The sequence below is a fragment of the Candidatus Nitrospira salsa genome (assembly GCF_965152625.1).
The window spans coordinates 348,854-366,895 of sequence record NZ_CBCUCO010000001.1; the positions used below are offsets into that span (position 1 = coordinate 348,854).

17 protein-coding genes and 1 pseudogene are annotated in these 18,042 nt (G+C 47.0%); 10 read left to right on the forward strand and 8 right to left on the reverse strand.

Features of this window, described 5'->3' with window-relative positions:
• Positions 1-75 precede the first annotated feature (75 nt).
• Positions 76-1,403, forward strand: a pseudogene (locus tag ACWQXP_RS01580) (IS110 family transposase).
• A gap of 154 nt (positions 1,404-1,557) precedes the next feature.
• On the opposite strand, the gene ACWQXP_RS01585 reads toward ACWQXP_RS01580, so the two are convergent.
• The 3 genes from ACWQXP_RS01585 to ACWQXP_RS01595 form a co-directional block, all read right to left on the reverse strand.
• Complete coding sequence (locus ACWQXP_RS01585) at positions 1,558-2,082, reverse strand: DDE-type integrase/transposase/recombinase (RefSeq protein WP_454061076.1); 525 nt, start codon at positions 2,080-2,082, stop codon at positions 1,558-1,560.
• Between the two features lie 32 nt (positions 2,083-2,114).
• Positions 2,115-2,381, reverse strand: a complete 267-nt coding sequence (locus ACWQXP_RS01590; protein ID WP_454061077.1) for a transposase — start codon at positions 2,379-2,381, stop codon at positions 2,115-2,117.
• A gap of 163 nt (positions 2,382-2,544) precedes the next feature.
• Complete coding sequence (locus tag ACWQXP_RS01595; RefSeq protein WP_454061078.1) at positions 2,545-2,835, reverse strand: transposase; 291 nt, start codon at positions 2,833-2,835, stop codon at positions 2,545-2,547.
• A gap of 568 nt (positions 2,836-3,403) precedes the next feature.
• Here ACWQXP_RS01595 and ACWQXP_RS01600 point away from each other — a divergent pair.
• The 5 genes from ACWQXP_RS01600 (at position 3,404) to ACWQXP_RS01620 (ending at position 7,945) form a co-directional block, all read left to right on the forward strand.
• Positions 3,404-4,144 carry a hypothetical protein gene (locus ACWQXP_RS01600; protein WP_454061079.1) on the forward strand — a complete coding sequence of 247 codons (741 nt, stop codon included), beginning with the start codon at positions 3,404-3,406 and terminating at the stop codon, positions 4,142-4,144.
• Positions 4,145-4,179: 35 nt separating this feature from the next.
• Positions 4,180-4,851, forward strand: a complete 672-nt coding sequence (locus ACWQXP_RS01605; protein WP_454061080.1) for a toll/interleukin-1 receptor domain-containing protein — start codon at positions 4,180-4,182, stop codon at positions 4,849-4,851.
• Positions 4,852-4,858: 7 nt separating this feature from the next.
• Positions 4,859-5,752, forward strand: a complete 894-nt coding sequence (locus ACWQXP_RS01610; RefSeq protein ID WP_454061081.1) for an ATP-binding protein — start codon at positions 4,859-4,861, stop codon at positions 5,750-5,752.
• 1 nt (position 5,753) lies between these two features.
• On the forward strand, positions 5,754-7,298 hold the full coding sequence (locus ACWQXP_RS01615; protein WP_454061082.1) for a tetratricopeptide repeat protein: 1,545 nt from the start codon (positions 5,754-5,756) through the stop codon (positions 7,296-7,298).
• Positions 7,299-7,549: 251 nt separating this feature from the next.
• Positions 7,550-7,945, forward strand: coding sequence for a hypothetical protein (locus ACWQXP_RS01620; protein WP_454061083.1), 396 nt, complete (start codon positions 7,550-7,552; stop codon positions 7,943-7,945).
• Between the two features lie 427 nt (positions 7,946-8,372).
• Here ACWQXP_RS01620 and ACWQXP_RS01625 read toward each other — a convergent pair whose 3' ends face one another.
• The 3 genes from ACWQXP_RS01625 to ACWQXP_RS01635 form a co-directional block, all read right to left on the reverse strand.
• Positions 8,373-8,627, reverse strand: a complete 255-nt coding sequence (locus ACWQXP_RS01625; RefSeq protein WP_454061084.1) for a helix-turn-helix domain-containing protein — start codon at positions 8,625-8,627, stop codon at positions 8,373-8,375.
• A gap of 776 nt (positions 8,628-9,403) precedes the next feature.
• Positions 9,404-9,835: a PIN domain-containing protein gene (locus ACWQXP_RS01630; RefSeq protein ID WP_454061085.1), complete on the reverse strand. Its 432-nt coding sequence runs from the start codon at positions 9,833-9,835 to the stop codon at positions 9,404-9,406.
• Positions 9,825-10,043 carry a hypothetical protein gene (locus tag ACWQXP_RS01635; protein ID WP_454061086.1) on the reverse strand — a complete coding sequence of 73 codons (219 nt, stop codon included), beginning with the start codon at positions 10,041-10,043 and terminating at the stop codon, positions 9,825-9,827. Before ACWQXP_RS01635 ends, ACWQXP_RS01630 begins: the two co-directional genes overlap by 11 nt.
• Before the next feature lie 631 nt (positions 10,044-10,674).
• Here ACWQXP_RS01635 and ACWQXP_RS01640 point away from each other — a divergent pair.
• Positions 10,675-11,373, forward strand: a complete 699-nt coding sequence (locus tag ACWQXP_RS01640) for a hypothetical protein (RefSeq protein WP_454061087.1) — start codon at positions 10,675-10,677, stop codon at positions 11,371-11,373.
• On the forward strand, positions 11,374-11,550 hold the full coding sequence (locus ACWQXP_RS01645; RefSeq protein WP_454061088.1) for a hypothetical protein: 177 nt from the start codon (positions 11,374-11,376) through the stop codon (positions 11,548-11,550).
• Between the two features lie 157 nt (positions 11,551-11,707).
• Here ACWQXP_RS01645 and ACWQXP_RS01650 read toward each other — a convergent pair whose 3' ends face one another.
• The gene (locus ACWQXP_RS01650) at positions 11,708-13,069 is read right to left on the reverse strand and encodes an alpha/beta hydrolase (RefSeq protein ID WP_454061089.1); all 1,362 of its coding nucleotides are present in this window, start codon (positions 13,067-13,069) and stop codon (positions 11,708-11,710) included.
• A 1,220-nt stretch (positions 13,070-14,289) separates the two neighbouring features.
• Entirely contained in the window at positions 14,290-14,958 is a 669-nt protein-coding gene (locus ACWQXP_RS01655) for a hypothetical protein (protein WP_454061090.1), read from the reverse strand.
• A 494-nt stretch (positions 14,959-15,452) separates the two neighbouring features.
• On the opposite strand from ACWQXP_RS01655, the gene ACWQXP_RS01660 reads away from it, so the two are divergent.
• Together ACWQXP_RS01660 and arsS are read left to right on the forward strand one after the other, a co-directional pair.
• On the forward strand, positions 15,453-16,643 hold the full coding sequence (locus ACWQXP_RS01660; RefSeq protein ID WP_454061091.1) for a methyltransferase domain-containing protein: 1,191 nt from the start codon (positions 15,453-15,455) through the stop codon (positions 16,641-16,643).
• The gene (gene arsS, locus ACWQXP_RS01665) at positions 16,546-17,739 is read left to right on the forward strand and encodes an arsenosugar biosynthesis radical SAM (seleno)protein ArsS (protein ID WP_454061092.1); all 1,194 of its coding nucleotides are present in this window, start codon (positions 16,546-16,548) and stop codon (positions 17,737-17,739) included. Before ACWQXP_RS01660 ends, arsS begins: the two co-directional genes overlap by 98 nt.
• Positions 17,740-18,042: the final 303 nt, after the last annotated feature.

Genomic DNA, 18,042 nt, shown 5'->3' on the forward strand with positions numbered 1-18,042 from the left:
TGGAAGCAAGCCTCAAAGCCGATCAGATCTCTTAGAATAGAGTGATTGACTCACTCTTTTCAGGAGGGACATCCTATGGACTCTTGCTCGACCACTCACCCCGAACGCACCTTTGTGGCGATTGACATCGCCAAACATCATCATAAAGTCCTCATAGAAGGTCCGGACGGTTTCCGGCAACGGTGGCGGATGGCCAATACACGTTGCGACTATGACCAACTCCGCCAACACCTCACGACTGTGGGAACGCAGGTCTTGATTGGGTTTGAGGCCACCGGGGTCTATCATCGCCCCCTCGGGCACTATCTTCATCAGTGTGGCTTTGAGCTCCGGCTCCTTTCTTCGCTCGCCATGGCCCGCACTCGTAGGGCGCTCTACAATTCCTGGGATAAGAATGATCCCAAAGACGCCCAAGTTCTCTTGCATCTGCTCAAAACCGGCGTTTCCCAGCATTATCACGATCCGTTGGTCCATGCCATCAATGATCTCCAGGAGCTAGCCCAGACCCATTTTCATATCTCCCAACGAAAAGTCCAAGTGCAACACAGTATCATGACCCATTACCTCCCGCTCTATTTTCCAGAAGCGGAACGGTATTTCACGAACTCCCGGGCCCAGTGGTTTACGCACCTCCTGCATCGCTTCCCGTGTCCTACGGCTATTACCCGCTACAACCGTGAAGCCTTTGCCCAGGAGGCGGGCCCGGTGGTGGGTCGCAAGGTCAACAAGCACGGCTTTCTCGAGGACTTCTATCAGACGGCCCTGCACAGTATTGGGCTCCCGGTGGCTGAGGAGTCGGAGGCGATCCACATGTTTCGCGTCATCCTCGCGGAGCATCAACACCTCTGTACGCTCCGCACAAGTATTGAAGCCCAAGCCGATCCGACGCTTTCTCCTCACCCGGATTATCAGCGCATGCGGACCTTACCTGGGGTCGGACCAATCCTCGCGTTGACCATCCTTGCCGAAGCCGGCGATCTCCGACGCTTTCCGCACCATCGGCAATTCCTCAAATACTGTGGGTTTGATCTGTGTACGTACCAGTCCGGACAATCCCGCAGTCTGACGCACTTGTCGAAGCATGGCAATGGCCGCTTACGTTATGCGTTTTGGATGGCCGCGCAGGGCGCCGTGCGCATGCGCGAGAATACGTTTCGTCAGAAATATGCGCGTGCGATCAAAAGCGATCCCCTGAATCCGGATCGCAAACGCAAGGCCGTGTGTGCCGTGGCCGCCAAAATGGCGCGGGTGGCTCATGGCCTCATCAAAACCGACAGCGACTATCGCTCCTACTTTGAGCCAACTCCTCCCCGTGGAACACTCCGTTCACTCGGGCCGTCGAGGCACATGGTGACCTCGTAGATAATGCTGGGAGCTTCCACGGGGGCTGCGTGTTGTATTGAGTACGGTGAAGGCCCAGAAAGGGACCTTGTATCACTATGGTCAACAGCACCTCTTAGAATCGTGGAAGACCAACGGGGAATGGGGGGCTCAGGATTGGTCGTTGTACCCGCAAGCACAAGCGAGGTTTGCTCAGCACGGGGCCTTGACTTCAACTTATAGTACGTTGTCCACCCGAATCATATGAGGCAATTCACGGTCGGCCTTTAAACGATCAAGGACCCGAATGATCCGCTCGGCCCGCAGCGAGGTATCAATCTCAATGGCCAAGATCTCTCGGTTGAAATCATCGAGGATATTGAAGGTGCGAAACCGCGTGCCATGATAGAGGGCATCGCTCATGAAGTCGGCTGACCACACCTCATTGAGATCTTCTGGCACGAACACCGGGAGGGAGGGTCGTTTGGGCAGCCGGCGTTTGGTACGACGGGGTTGATTGAGCCCTAACTGCCGATAGACGCGGTAAATCCGTTTGTGATTCCAGCCATGTCCCAGGGCTCGCAACCGCCGGATATATTTCCACACGCCCCACCGCGGATGCGCCTCCCCTAACTGATTCAGGGCAGCAATGATTTCCTGATCACGGACTTGCCAATCAACTGGAGCTTGATAATACGCCGACCGAGCCACCTTGAGCGCGGTACACCCACGAACGATGGAGACTCCATACCTCTCGTGCATGGTGTGGATGGCCGCTCGTTTCTCCGTCGGCGTTAAAGCTTTTTTTCGATCAGATCCTTCAGGGCCTGATTCTCTAGAGCCAGATCCGCATACATCCGTTTCAGCTTCGATAGTTCGCCTTCGGTCTCTTTGAGGCGTTTCAGATCCGACGCTTCCAAGCCCCCGTACTTCGCTTTCCAGTTGTAGTAGGTCGCATCACTGATCCCATGCTCTCGGCAGAGCTCTTTGACTTTGATGCCGGCATCGCCTTGCTTCAAGATGGCGACGATTTGCGTTTCACTGAATCGAGTCCGTTTCATAAGAACCTCCTGGGCTATTTTGCCAGAAAGCTCTACGTTTGACTTGTCCTCGATTAGGGGAAGCTTACACGAACATACACACTCGACCGAGACACCGCCAACAACCGGCACTGGCGGGTGACCGAGAGCCCTGGCTGCGAGGTGATCATCGCTTTGCGCTCGGTCATCGGCCGGGCCCGAGCGCGTGTGCTAAAAAATCCTTCTCCATCGTCAATTGCCCAATCTTGGCATGAAGCTTCTGTTGGAGCTGCTCTTGAGTCGCCGCTTCTTCCCGCCCAGCACCAAACACATGCTCGGCCTTCAGGACCAACTGTTTCTTCCAATCCTGGATCTGATTGGGATGGACATCAAAGTGCTCTGCTAACTCAGCCAAAGTTCGTTCCCCCTTGACCGCGGCTAACGCCACCTTTGCCTTAAACGCTGAGGAATGATTCCGTCGAGATCGTCGGGCCAACTTCTGCTCCTTTCATTGAAGACCACTATACCGAAGAAGATTTCACTTAGCAGCTCAGAATTTCTGTCCAATGAATGGGATCCACTTTATCACTCAGTCTAATTATCCGAATAGATACCTAGCGTATCTGTTTAGATACACTACTAATATAGAACACCTACCCTATTTATTATTAGCTAAAGAGCATATCCTTCAATTCGCTGCTGAAAAACTGTTTCCAGTCGAACTCTTCGCACCATTTTTTGTTGGTCTTTCTTTTGCAGAATCTGACTATATTTGTTCCTATTTGGAGGCATCAAAGTTTTAAGTTAACTCTTCGGAGCAAAATTTGGTGATGCAATAAACTGATTTATTGATGAATTTTTCTAAAATTCAATACTTCACTTGATGCAGAGATTTGTTGCCATGGGTTTCCAATGCCTTTTAATAGCAGATAAACCCGGAAGTATAAAAATGAGAAAAGCTAGTCACCTGGAGTTCGAAATAGGATTACAAGTCCTGATCACGCTAAAGTTGATACAGTAGACTTAAGTAGTCTCAGGTCGTAGTAAAGTAGGAGTAAATAAATATGGCAAATTATATTTTGGTCGAACGTTCGGTGGGTCAGATTATCCGATCTGCAGTCGATATTTATGTGAAACACTTCTGGAAAATTATTGGCATATACGCCCTCCCCATTCTCCCAATTCAGATCTTTGGCCTTTATGCAGCTAATACTGGACACAACTGGTGGCATATTTTTTTCCTTACACTAACTTTTCTACTTTCATTTTTTGTCACCGGAGCTCTTACCATATTCATAGGAGATCTTTGCCTTGGCCGTAATCCAAGTGTCGATCATTCCTACAGACGGATATTAGATGGATTGTGGGCAAGACTTCTTGTGACGAATTTACTTGTCAGCGTCGTTATAGGGATAGGATTTTTGTTTCTCCTGATACCAGGCGTGACCTTTCTTACCTGGTTCGCATTGACCTCAAGTGTGGTTGTCCTCGAAAGCGGGTGGGGGAGAGATGCTCTAAAACGAAGCAAGATTCTTGTCTCAGGACACTTTTGGCATGTTCTAGGCACTTTGTGCGCGATGATATGCATCTCTTACGTTTTTGGCCTCTTAATAGGGTTCACTCAAGAATTTGTAACCCAGGTGTTTGGTAACTCTCTACTACTAGCATCTCAAAGCATTTCAGTAGTCGCTCTAATGATAGTACAAGCACTTTTTATCCTTGTACCGGTACTCATCTATTTCGACCTTCGCATACGCAAGGAAGGTTATAACAACCAAACGTTATCAACTGACTTAATGCACTGACTGGACTAACTTATGATGACATGAGAAGGATGGCTATGCCTGAAATATTCATTAGTTATCGTCGAAATGACAGCGAGGGTTGGGCTGGACGCCTAACTGAAACTCTGCAGTTGGCATTTGGGGAAGAGTCCGTCTTTTTTGATTTTGACTCTATAACGCCAAGCTCAGAATGGCGCCACGCTTTAGAAAAAGGGATCATATCCTGCAAACTCTTGGTCGCCATTATCGGTCCATGCTGGAGTAAAGCGATGCATCCATCAGGTGGCCTCAGGCTTGACGATCCAGATGATCTTGTGCGCTTCGAGCTTGTTACGGCTCTTGAGAAGGGAATTGCCATTCTACCTGTACTGGTGGGGAACGCATCACTACCAAAGGCGACTGAACTGCCCGATGTGCTGCAACGGATCTTGGCGTTCCAAGCTTTAGTGTTACCCTCCAGGCATTGGAAGCATGAAGTTGGATCAATACTAGATATAATTGAGGAACTCCTTGGACGACGGAGAGCACAGACGCCGCATTCTCTATCAGCCACCAAAGTGGGTGAGAAACTCAGATTGGAAGATGTAGATGCTGGTGACTTTGCCGGTGTAAAAGGGACCAAAGTCCCTGACAACCTAGGTGAGGTGGAGGTTGCTAAGGAAGCATACATACAGCGTTCGAAGTTAAAGGACATTGTGGGCCTTAAGATTACTGATAAAGGGAATTAGCTTCGGCATGCTGGAACGAATCTTACAAAAGCGCTTGGCAGAGTTTGTCGATCGTGACGAAGAACTCAGTCGGTTCTGTGGGATGCTAGACGAGACCGATAAGCCTATTATGGTCGTTTGGGGCAAGGCAGGCATCGGGAAAACTTCTTTACTTGCGCGTATGATCCACGAGTGTGCAACTCGTAAGCTCAGGAAATCAGAGATAGTTTGGAAGGATCACAACCCGCCAGACTATATGTCCGTAATGCGCAAGATCCGAGACGATGTGGGTGTTGAATATTTCAATGATTTCACTGATCTAATAAAATATTATACGGAAGAGGGTTACCAACCAAAACTTCAGATAAATTTAAACATTGGTGCCAGCCAGTCTGTTGCGCGTGGAGCCACTATTAAGGATTCAAATGTTGGCGATGTAGCAGGTGTGATTTTTAAGGATAGCATGTTTGTTGTACCTCGTTCGGATCTCTCTGTATCTGAGCCTGAGCGACGTGAAAAGTTGACAAATCGCTTCATTGAATGTCTCACGCAGGTTGTTAACCAAGAGCCACTCGTAGTGTTCATGGATGCTGTAGAAAAGATGTCGCTTGATACAGAAAAGTGGATTTGGGAAGAGCTCCTAGAACGAATAATGCAAGCTGACATCTCGAACATCAAGTTCGTCTTATGCGGTCGAAAACCGCCACCCGATGATAGGGATTGGAGACTTTTTGTCGAATCCGCTGGGCTCAAGCCTCTCTGTCCGGGCGACATCGTTAAATACCTAAGGAACCGCAATATTGTTCTTGACGTCAGGGGCCTAGAGGCGGTAGCTTTCACTATTCTAAACAGCTCGAAGGGTATACCGATAGAGGTTGCTAGGGAAGTAGATGCTCTTGAGCAAATGATGCGAAATTCCTAAGGTGGACACGAATAAACTGCTCGCTGATTTTGAGCGCTTACTGAGCGCAAGTGACTCTCAAAGTACAGTTGAACCCTTTCTACGCTTGCTTGGACAGAAAAAGGCCGACATCCTTAGGCATTCTGCTATCCCTCACGAGATTACCCCCTACCTTTTGTGCGTGCTATTTCCTAGCATGCAGGACAATGAGGCTGAACAACTGTGCGAGATTTTTGCCAGTTACTCCTTCATCATTCCCGAGGGGGAGGTGCTCTCATTTCATGACCAAACGAGACGGGAATTGTTCAACTGGTGGTTGAACAGAGATGATAAAAAGGAGTTTGAACAAAGCAGCGCACGTCTTGCCGAGCACTTTTCTCATGAACTTGAGATACAAACGGAAGCCAACGGGGAAGCCTATGAAACCTTGCTTAGAAAGCGTATGTATCACCTACTCGGAGCCAATCAAGCTGAAGGGTTTCAGGAATTCATACGCCTCTCGGGACGAGCGCGTTACCAAAGGCGATTCAACGAATGCACGACACTGGCCAGGCTGGTACATGATTACGATCCAGTACTTTCGATAGAACATAAAACGTGGCTGGCCTATAACCAGGGTAAAGTAGCCGGTGATCTCAACCAGGTAGAACGTGCTGAGGAACTTTTGCAAAGCGTCTTGACAGAAACCGAAGGTCCTCAACTCAGCAAAGCGGCTGCGTTTATGCGCCTTGGGAATCTGCGACACCGAGCATGGAAGCTGGTGGACGCCAAGCAGCTCTATGAGCAAAGCCTAGAGCTCGCTGAGTCTACCAATGAGGGAGCTCCCATTATACCTCGTATCAAGCACGATCTCGGTGCTGTATGTCGTGATGCCCAGGAGTATGAATTCGCTTATGCATACTTTCGCAGTGCGATCGATCTTGCTGAGAGTCTGGGAGATCGCTACATACATGCGACAATTCTTAACAGCCTTGGACGTCTTTATATCAACCTGCGCCAAATTGATAAGGCAATTGAGACATTCAAAGAGGGACTCAGATTACTGGAATCACTTGGCGAACAATTTGAACTTGCTCAAGTATATAGTAACCTAGGTAATGCCTACATGGAGAAGGGTAACTATCAGGAAAGTTCTTCTCTTTACGAGCGCAGCCTGACACTCAGCCGAGAGGCGGGCAATACCATGGCCCAAGCTGAAGCCCTAAATAACTTAGCTCAAGTGTTTCGGGCCCAGAATCAATTAGAGGATGCTGCATCAAAGCTGATCCATGCAGCCAACTTGTTTCGTGAGGTTGGGAGTCAATTTCGTGCTGGTGTGGCATTGCAAAATTGTGCTCGGTGTTACCGCAGCCTTGGAAAGATTGACATGGCTGAAGAGAGGTTTCGTGAGGCTGAGAAACTATTCCGCCATAAACATGCCAAGGAGAAGGTTGCTGAAATCCAACTGGAGCTCCAATCTATACATGCTAGAGAAAAAATGCCGTGGTGGGTATGGGGATGCATCGTTATTGTTGGGGTTTTTATAGTAGCCATATTGGGAATATTGCTCTTTGAGCTGTTCCAATAAAATACAAAGTGGTTTTCCTTGTGTGGCTTTTAGGTAAGATAAGGATACAGTGGTGCACTTCATTTTAGAATATGGGTTGGACACGCACATTAGATTTTAGGGTCAGACATGAATATTGATAATTTACACAATATCAAAAATAAGTACTATTATTACATGGTTATCCACCAAATCTCACAAAAGAACAAGCCGTGCTATAATGATTTTGTATATAGAGACAGTATATCGAATGAACCTTAGCCTGGATGTTCATGCATAAAGAGAAAGTAGATAACGTGATCATGACGAGTTTTTTGCTATGTACACTCCTTATGGGACATGTCGATCTGACCATTGGCCAATCTGCCAATCCGACCAAACACCCTACCATTCCGCACATGATGGAAGTTAACAATTCCAGCGCACCCCCTAAATCTTCAGACTCCCAATCGCCTCCCACAATCAAAGGATCTGAACCGCCAACAACTGAAGTTCCGTATGGCGAAATATTCAATAAGCAAAGTGAAAAATTGCCCTTCTACCTGCAGCCTGAATTTGGTGGTTTGGATGGAAGCGATCATCGACGTGAGGTTCGTCCTAATGCGGCCGGTCAACGGCTAGACATGGATCAATACAACAGACAGGTTCGACCGTCCGTGGGACCATGAATAAGGTTACTCCATAGTAGCCTGTAAAATCTTAGACAAGACCATTCAGCAGTAACTAATTAATGGCAAACAGTTTCCGCATAGAAGGGCTGGCCTCTTTCACTCCTTCCTATTTACTCCGAGCTCTCTCCTCCGCATAATTCCCGTCTCCAATTTCCAGTATCGCAAGAGAGAAACAGTGGTAGGACTTTTTGTAGTTCAATTCCAATGATGTGATTGGCTATAGCGAAACCAAATAACTTCCAAGCACGAAAATAGAACTAACCCAACGCGGTACACCGTGAACATTAAGGAAGGTTTTGCCCGCCTGGATGACCTGCAGACGATTGACGGTTCAATAACGAAGGGTCAATCAGCATTCAACGGGGCGACATGTAGACTCGGCAAAACTAGAACGGCTATAGGTTGCTGAATTTTGCTTAATATCCTAACCTGCGAAAACAAGCACGGCTGGGTGACAGTGTAGTGCGCGAGCGAGAACTTTTGCCCTGTCCATTCCAAGCCGGACACGATCATTTTCTACGACCGAAATGGTCGACTGTGGAATTTCAGTCAACTTGACAAGCTCATTTTGACTAAGATTTTGGAGTTCTCGAATATTTCTCACGGATTCACCGATCGAGACAGTGATCTGTTTTTTGGCAGGACGGTCGTTGTTCGTCTTATTTCCTTCAGCAATCATTGGCTGTCAAACGAATAACGTGAATTAAATATCGGTTTTAATGACTTTGTAGAGTACTCGACATTTCAATCCAAGCCGAGAGGATCGATACCCTTTCCCTTGAAGTGATTTAAGCGACTCTTGCGATCAACTAAGACATTGAGCCCATGTGTACGGCCTCCAGCCACCAGCATATCAGCTTCTCAATGCCCACACTGCCAGCGCTTGCTGGCGACTTTTGGATGGCTCGCTAAGTCAGTACGAGTTGGTAAGACGCTCGTCGGTCTTCCGATACGGAGCTTTGGTTGCCGTGTTTGATGCTAACGCAATAAATAACGAATCAAGTGAGGGGCAACGACATGCATGTATTGGTAGATCGCTTTATGACAGACCGTAGGGAGCTGGCTTTTCCGTTTGAGCCGGCAAGCAATTATTCCGACGTCCAGCCCAGTGGAAGTTTCACGTGCACATATCTACGGACCGCACTTCATTTCAAGCGATCACGTTGCACACGTGTTTACAACTAATCCCTGGCGATCAACTCAGCCCCTCTCGGATAATAATGACAACCGCACCAGGGCCCAACGAATGCTGGCATGATTCCGCCGTAAACACCGAGTCATTTCTCCTAGGCTCAGCCGTTCTTTCCGCCACCAATAAATGAGCCTCCGTTCTTAGTGATCGAAAAGCTGATAGTTGTTTTCAAGACACCACCTCCTTCAAAGCAAGGATAAAGTAGTGCACTTCGTTTTAGAAGATGGGTGCTTATTGAGAAAGGACCACCTGGTGGAGAATATTTACGAAGATGAGAAAAAGGGATTGAGGATTTTGAGGCCGCGAATTTTTTGCCCATGTTGTAAATCTTCTGAATATAAGGCTTCACACCCTGCCTGCAGTGCCCCACAAATAATCAGTGCATCATAAAACGAATACTGCGTATCCTGCTGAAGACTGAGGGCGTGCCGATACAAATCGATACTTGGAAAAACAGAACAGAGCGGACTCAAAACATCCTGCAGATATTGTTGAGCATCGGACAACTTTAGTGGAATCGTAAACTTGGTCGTCGCGACATTTAAAAACTCTTGCACTACCTGAGTACTCACTACTCCTTCATGTGTTCGCAAGGCTTGTTCGACTAATTCTTTCGCACGTTCTTTCTTTTTGGGAGCCCTCACATCAAATGTATACACCACAATATTGGTGTCCAAGAAAAATTTAGCGCTCATTCAATTCCTGACGAGAAAAATGCCTGCCTGGACGAGCATAGGTGAGCCGCTTCATCAGATTCCGATAATTTCCGTCTCCAGACCCTTGCCCTGCAAACGCCCCCAACCACTGACGAAACGCATCGTTCAATGTCATGCCAGCTTTTCGAGCCTGCTCCCTGGCTTTATGAATAAGCGTAGGGTCTGCACTAAACGTAATGTTTTTCATAATATCCCCTCTTCTTCAATTTACACTATAATAGTGTACACTTCTATAGTGCATTAGGCAAGAAAGAGATTACGACCCAACTGGGCAGGGAAAAAGGGTCCATTCTACGTTTTAGGTGAGGGGGGTACAGCAGGAGGGATGAGTACTATCCATGCCTAGCGTGCTCAACAACAGAGTTTACTAGGGGAGGATGAATACAAACTGCTCATAAACAAATTTTTTCTGGCAGGGCTATTTACATTGCAAAGCTTTCGGGGCAACGTCTCAAGAATAGAGATGACAAAGAGCATCATCGTTCCGCAAGTTGTGCAAGCAGCAAGTTCTCGTGCCCAAAAGAATCAAAATTCATAGAATCGCCACACATGATCAAAGGCTCTCAACAGCCAACGGCTTGAATTCCCTATGGAGAGATTTTCGACGGTAAGGAGTCGAAGTCACCCTTTCTTGAAGCCTGAATTTGGTTGACGCGATGCGAGTAATTATCGAAGGGAAGTTCGTCCCACTGCTGTTGGACAAAGACTGAACATGGATCAATATAACAGGCAGGTTCGTCCACCAGTTGATCCGTGAATATTCGATTTAATTTCAAATGCGAAACAGGCCATCGAAAAATAAAGAGATAGATATTACAATGAAGACGCGGATCGTTCTACTCATCTTATTATCTTCTGTTTTGTTTAGCGTTCAACTTTGCTTGGCCTTTGATATCGGCATTAGCAGTATGGTTCGGATTGATAGAAACACATACTTGACTGTCAGTGATCGTAAGCATTCTCATCAAAAGAGTGTCGTTTTAGCCAATACCCAACCGCGGTTTGGAGTCGTGTCGGTCGAGAAAAAATGGGTCTCATACGATGATCTCTATGTGGCGTATCCTCTCATGATGACTAATATGCCACCTATTGATCTTGAGGCAGTCTGCACTCTTCCACAGCGTAAAGATGAAATACTAATAGCTGAAAGTGGGTTTGTAGACGGATTGTACGGACGTATTTTTCATATGCGTCTGAAAGAAAAAAAAGACAAATGGAAAGGGACATTCTTGTCGGCATTACGTCCCTTTCCCAGAAAAGATGCAACGTATTCCACCCCCAAAGCCGAACAAATAGAAGGGATGGCCTGCATTGAGAATCCCGAAGACCAGATCATCGTTATCTTAGCGTTGCGCGGAGAGAACAACACACCAGGTATGTTGATTTGGGGAATGCTGGAAGGATTAGATGAGGAACTTCCAGTATTCAGGAAGCTTGGGGAGGCTAAACTCTCAGATGGCCAGTCTTCTTTGGGAGATCGAGACGCCTCGGATCTTTATCTAGAAAAGAAAAGCTAAATGCAATGGCGAAGCTGGACGAGTGCGGTCGATGGTGCTGGTGAAGATTTTGGTCCGTTTCGATCAGTGATCTACAGTCCTGGTTCATTAAAATGGAAAGATAACGAGGGGTTACAATTTATTCGAACCGAGCCGGCAGTAGGATGGACAAGAGAAGGATTGAAGATTGAAGATTGAAGCTATGGCTGAGCCAGCTGAGCGCATAACAGGCAGTGTCTTTAGTATTGGCACCGAAGATGAGGCTCTCGGTGGAATCTGGCAACCATTGTTCCCGGAGAAGTACGACACCTTACCTCCACCCAGCGATATATTCCTATTTACCTACGTCCCATCTCTAGGGTACCGGAGACAATTTTTCCGAAATCACTTTCCACAACATGGTTCCCATTTCTTTTCGATAAATATCGCTATGGGCCAGGCCTCCTGATCCGTACGCGTTATACTTAATGAGGTCGTCAGCGTTGATATACGTTTTATGTTTCTGGCTCTGGGGAAGCGTGACGGTCCCGTCACTTGAAGCTTTCACACAATCGAATTCCGATTCTTCCTTCATGTCACAGTAGTCGTCATACGTTGTCTCGTTTCCAACAAATGGAACGAACGACTTATTGTCCATGGCTTCATCATGCTTCGAAGAGGTCAAGATCACATGCTGTGCGTTCTTACAGCTTTCTGGATAGAAGATTCCCTCTCTGCCTTTATCCTCATAATATCGATTCATAGAATAGGCGCCTTGCAAACTGATCAAGAGCGGGATCCGGGTACGAGGCAACAGTGAGTCTCCCTTCTTTTTGACAATCGCCGGCCCCATACACACGCCCATGCTGGAGACACGCGCACCAAAGCTATGACCAAGCACAACAACGGGCACATCTTTCGGTAACTCACGCAGCGTGTCATGTAACAAGACCCCAAGCCATCCAAAGCCGATTTCATCGGCGTCGTCGGCTTTGTTCCCATAACTAAACAACGTGATAATCGGCGTAATCCAATCGGCGGCCCATTTGCTTGGCCAAGTAATCCCGATAAACAATGGCTTAAATTCTTTATAACCCGCGGTATCCGCCGCCACCCGTACATTTCTTGCCACTGAGTTAAAATTTCGAACAGCCTCTTCCTGATCGGTATTCCATCCCATCATTCCCACAACAATGTGTGTATAGTGATGGTTCTGAATCTTGTTGTGTAGATCCTGCTTGAGTAAGTCAAGCGCATCCCAACTCCCGACATACGCCTTCTTGGGATTAACCTCTCGTGCTTCCTTCGGCTGACAAAATGGGATATGGGTGTCTGGATCATTGACTCGATAATAGGCGTTATAATGCACGCAGTTTTTCTGGCCATGCTGCTCCCCAAAATTTTCGAGAATATGGGAGATATACAATAATTTGTCATCTTCACCGATTCTAGCGATATGTTTTCCAATCTTCTTTCCGGCCTTTGGAATAACAACCGTATTCACATCCCCATCGTCCGAAATTAAATCCTTCGGACTCTTTTCTATTCCAATGAGATATCCAGGAAAATTAAGACTAATTTCCGATGGATAATAGAGGACAGAATGAAACCAGATTGGAGCCGTTTCCCACGTGTCAAGATCATTCTCCCCTTTCCCTAATGTACGGATATTGTCTGAAGAACAGGCCGAAAAAAACAACAGGACAACGACCAGCATGATGTGAATGACAGGTTTCATACATTCCTCACCTTGGTAAAGAAAAAAAACGCGTCTTCTCAATGAACCAATATCTTCTCCATTTGTAAAGAGCATATCCAATGCCAAAACAGCGTTGCTTAGCACTCCTTAATGATGCATGACATACAGGAGTCATTGAACTAAAAGATTACAGTCCACGCAGCACAGTTTCATGTGCGCGTGCATTTGAGAGCTGTATCTTTTTGGATATCATGATTATCGAATTCGATACTTATAGCCGTTTCAGTTATACCGAAAAGATAAAGCGCAACGACATTGAAAATCAAAGATCTGACTGTCTATAACTTGAAAGACGAACTTGAACAAGATGATCAAGTGGCAAGAATTTACCGAAAATCCCTTCTCTATCTCGTGTCGAATTCGTTAGAACGTCGGCCAGAGCCTCCACCAGAAGACCTCAAATCCAAACCGCTCTTAGGTATGCAAATATATGAGAAACTCGTCAAGACCGTGAGATCTAAACCTCAGTTCATCTATTCTAATGGGGTCGACGGCAGGAGGACGCGAAGTACGTCACATGGAGGATTTGATAACGACATCTATACGATGAATCACGTCCTTGAGCGAATGCTAGGCAAAAACCAGCAGACCCATTCACCACAGATGACTTGGATTACTAGAACGCCTGTAATAGAAGTGTCAGATGGTGAGCGAATACCAACGAAGGTTGCCTCAAGAGCTATGCGCACTGATACGGAACTACCGTGTTCTAGAGCACTTGTGATCCACAATTTCGTAAGCTTTTATTGAGTCACGACTTCGCTTTATCTCATTAGCCATGGAACTTTGAACTATCGCACTCTAGGCTACCTGTAATAGAAGTGTCAGATGGTGAGCGAATACCAACGAAGGTTGCCTCAAGAGCTATGCGCACTGATACGGAACTACCGTGTTCTAGAGCATTTGTGATCCACAATGCAGTCAGCCTTAGTGGACGTGCAACGAAGGTTCCATATTAATAACCCATAGAGCAATCAACTATCGTGCTCTAGGCTAGGCCACTTGTAATCAAAGATCAGACAATAGCCTGACCTTTTATCGAAGGTTGCCTCCTGAATAGCAGTTGACCTTCTCCACTATCGTGGCCTAGGACACCTGCAATCAAGAAGTACATGAAGCCCAACTGAAGGAAGGCCAATCAAGACTAGGTATGATTCTATACATTGGCAAGAACATGCAGCGCAGACAAACCAAAAACCCTACATCTGCCAATACACAAGGGCTTCAAGCGGATTGAGGCCTTTCAATCCAAAAAACGCAAACGAAACGACAAAGACCAAGAGGACAGCCAGAACGACTAGAAGCGTGACACTCCAATTTTTCCGTGGGCGAGAGTATTGAGTCTCTTCTTCATACATGGCCTTTGCCTCTTCCCAGAGAGGACTTCGCTTTCGTTCCTTCCGGAGGACCATCTTGTCAGCCGCTAACCGTCCATCCAATGACTGCAACTCTTCTTCCTGAAAATTCTGTTCCCGCACATTCATCGAGGAAATCTTGCCTGCGGCCGAAGAGCTGGTGACTTCAAGGCCTCCGCCCCCCCTCCGCTCCTTGATCCGACGGGTATAGGGCACTCCACAATTGGGGCAAAGCCATGTTTGCTCTTCTGCCACGGAAGAGTCCGTTTCGGGCTCAGAACTTATTGGACTCTCGGCCTTCGTTTGATGATTTGCTGTTGGAGCCCCGCAATGAGGACAGGCATACGCGAACTTGGATATGGGATTCCCACAATCTTGACAGGCAAGGAGCGTCTCACTGGATTTTCCATTCAATCGGTCCTTTTTGCCTGGATAGGGAAAGGCGCATTGAGGACATGAGCGTGCTTCTGACGAAACTTCTTTCTGACATTCAGGGCATTGGACAAGCGGCATCTGATTAGACCTCGCAATCCTCTTTTAGATATTGTACGGGTACACGGCTGGTCACACGTACCTAATTATATAGCAAAGTCAGTACCTGTACGAGAACTAGAGAAAAACATAAAAATATTCAATGTGTTATACTTCTCCATCGCCATACGATGTCAAATAACGAAGAAAAAGTGGAGGGAACTTCCTTCATATGCTTTCTCTATTTCTATCAATCACTGCGCTAGGAACAGCGCTGGATATAATGATAATGCCTAGCAAATGAAATTCCCATAAATGGTACCTTCTCTTGGCTAATTTTGCTAGTGCAGAGGAAGGCAAGCACAATAAGAGCCTCTGTCTCAATGTCTCTTAAACGGATATAGCAGAAATTTTGTAACATTTCTGATGATTTCTAGACTCCGCACACAGTATGTGACTGAGAGGTCAGAATCGTAATTTGATCGATAAGTTTTTTGCCCACACTTTATTGCTCATTACCAAATCGACGAGGAACCATGCAGAATGAAACCATAACACAAGCTGTCAGCGAACGGTACGCCAAGGCGGTGACAACTGGTGAAGAGATGTGCTGTCCAACCGGCTATGACCATGAAGAGTTGGGAAAATTCATCCCGGAGGCCGTGTTAAAAGTTTCGTATGGCTGTGGGACTCCAGTGGGACTTACCACCGTCAAGCCCGGAGAAACCGTATTGGACATTGGCTCAGGCGGTGGAATTGATTGTTTTGACGCCTCACGACGGGTTGGATCAGACGGGCAAGTCATTGGCATTGATATGACCGATGAAATGTTGACCTTGGCTCGCAGTCAAGCGCCCATTGTCGCGTCAAACCTGGGATATCCCTCATCTAACGTCGATTTTCGAAAAGGGTTTGCCGATGCGATGCCGGTTGAAGATCAATGCATCGACCTCATTGTGTCTAACTGCGTCATTAACCTTGCCCCAGATAAATTGAAGGTCTTTAGAGAAATGCATCGTGTGCTCAAGCCTGGAGGCCGTTTTACGATTTCCGATATTGTCGCCGACCAACCCATTCCCAATTATATGATTCACGACAAAGAAAGGTGGGGAGACTGCCTCTCTGGGGCATTGACACTCAGTGACTACTGGGGTGGATTGCGGCAAGCAGGATTTGGTGGAATTCACCAAGTCGGCTTCATTCCCTGGCGCGTCATTGATGGTATTCATTTTTTGTCCCTCACATTGACTGGGTACAAACTACCTCATACTTCAGCCAAACCATCTGCACAGTATGCAACGTTTACCGGTCCATTTAGTCAAGTCACGGATGAACAAGGCCATACCTTTACCCGAGGCATTCCCCAAACCATAGATGCCACGACAGAACAATTATTGAAGAGTAGCCCCTACCAAGACCACTTTATCCTTTCTGACAATCCCATCACCCTGACACGCGAAGACGCGCGATGGTCTTCCGTGCTGCCAGAAGACACCGCCTGCGTATGGGAAGGACATTTTGCGCTCCTAACGGGTCCTTTTGTTGAGGCGTCCGATGACGATGACCACCTCTTTTCGTGCGGACACGCGATAGAAATCTGCTCAAAAACACGTACAGTCTTACAGAGTGATGCGTATCACCAATACTTTGCCATCATTAACCGAGCAGGTGAAACCGTCACACCCCAAACATCAACATCCTGTAGCCCTACGGACGGATGCTGTTAACCATGAGCATACTCTTCGCATCACCCCTCATGCTCTTTCTCCACAATGGCTTGTCAGTTCGACAGGAGGAGCATTTACCATGATTCGGGATATTCCACTTTCGCAAGCCATAACCGTTCCGTTACAGAAGGCTCAGATTGATTCCTTTGACCAGACACTAGCCAGTCACGGAATCCCATGCCTGACAGCCAACACCATATCGAGTATCCAAATCAATGTGGGAAAGCTTTGCAACCAAACCTGCCATCATTGTCATGTTGACGCAGGTCCGCAACGCACGGAAATTATGACCATCGAAACCATGGAAATGGTGTTGTCCGCCCTCAAACGATACCCTCAAATCACCACCGTAGACATTACGGGAGGGGCGCCAGAGATGAACCCGCACTTTGAGTATTTCGTCGCAGAATGTCGAAAGCTCAATCGAACGGTCATCGACCGTTGCAATCTGACCGTCTTCTTTGTCAAAGGCAAGGGACACCTGCCAAAGTTCCTCGCAGAACATCACGTTGAAATCATCGCATCATTGCCGTGTTACCTTGAAGATAATGTTGATGAGCAACGAGGAAAGGGCGTGTTTGATCGGAGTATTACCGCACTTCAACAACTCAACGCATTGGGATATGGCATGGAGGGAAGTCAGCTTTACCTCCATCTGGTGTATAACCCTCTAGGCCCCAATCTTCCTCCTGCCCAGATGGAACTTGAAGACGATTACAAAAAAGAACTGCGCACACGATTTGGCATTTCATTTAACAATCTCTACACGATCACCAATATGCCGATTCGTCGTTTCCTCGATGAGTTAGAAGCTAACGGGCAAACCGACCAATATCTCGAACTGCTGGTGAACAGCTTTAACCCGAAATCCCTTCAGGGACTGATGTGCCGATCATTGATCAGTATTGGATGGGACGGAGTCCTATATGACTGCGATTTCAATCAAATGCTGAACCTCACCACACAAGCCCCCTCGCCCGCAACGATCTCTAATTTTGACCTTTCAACACTCGAACATCGGCCCATTGTGACAGGGACCCATTGCTATGGCTGTACGGCAGGATCGGGTTCCTCATGCGGGGGCTCACTCGCCTAGATAGAAGAGTACCTCGTCGCTCGTGAAACGTATCTCGTGGAAGAAAAGAACGTATCTCGTCGCACGTATTTCGTAGGAAGATTCTTCTGGTTTTTCTTTTGCGCTTCACTCTTTACGAACGACACTTCACGTTATTTCTCAAAATTTCAGGAAGGATGGTTTTGCAAAAACCTGTTTGCACATTCGTGGCTACAGAAATAATACGTCCGATCTTCAACTTTTCTCGTAATAGCAGAATCAGCCGTAATATAAACCTTGCAAACCGGGTCCTGGATCATGGCATCCTTTCCTAATAACCCAGAA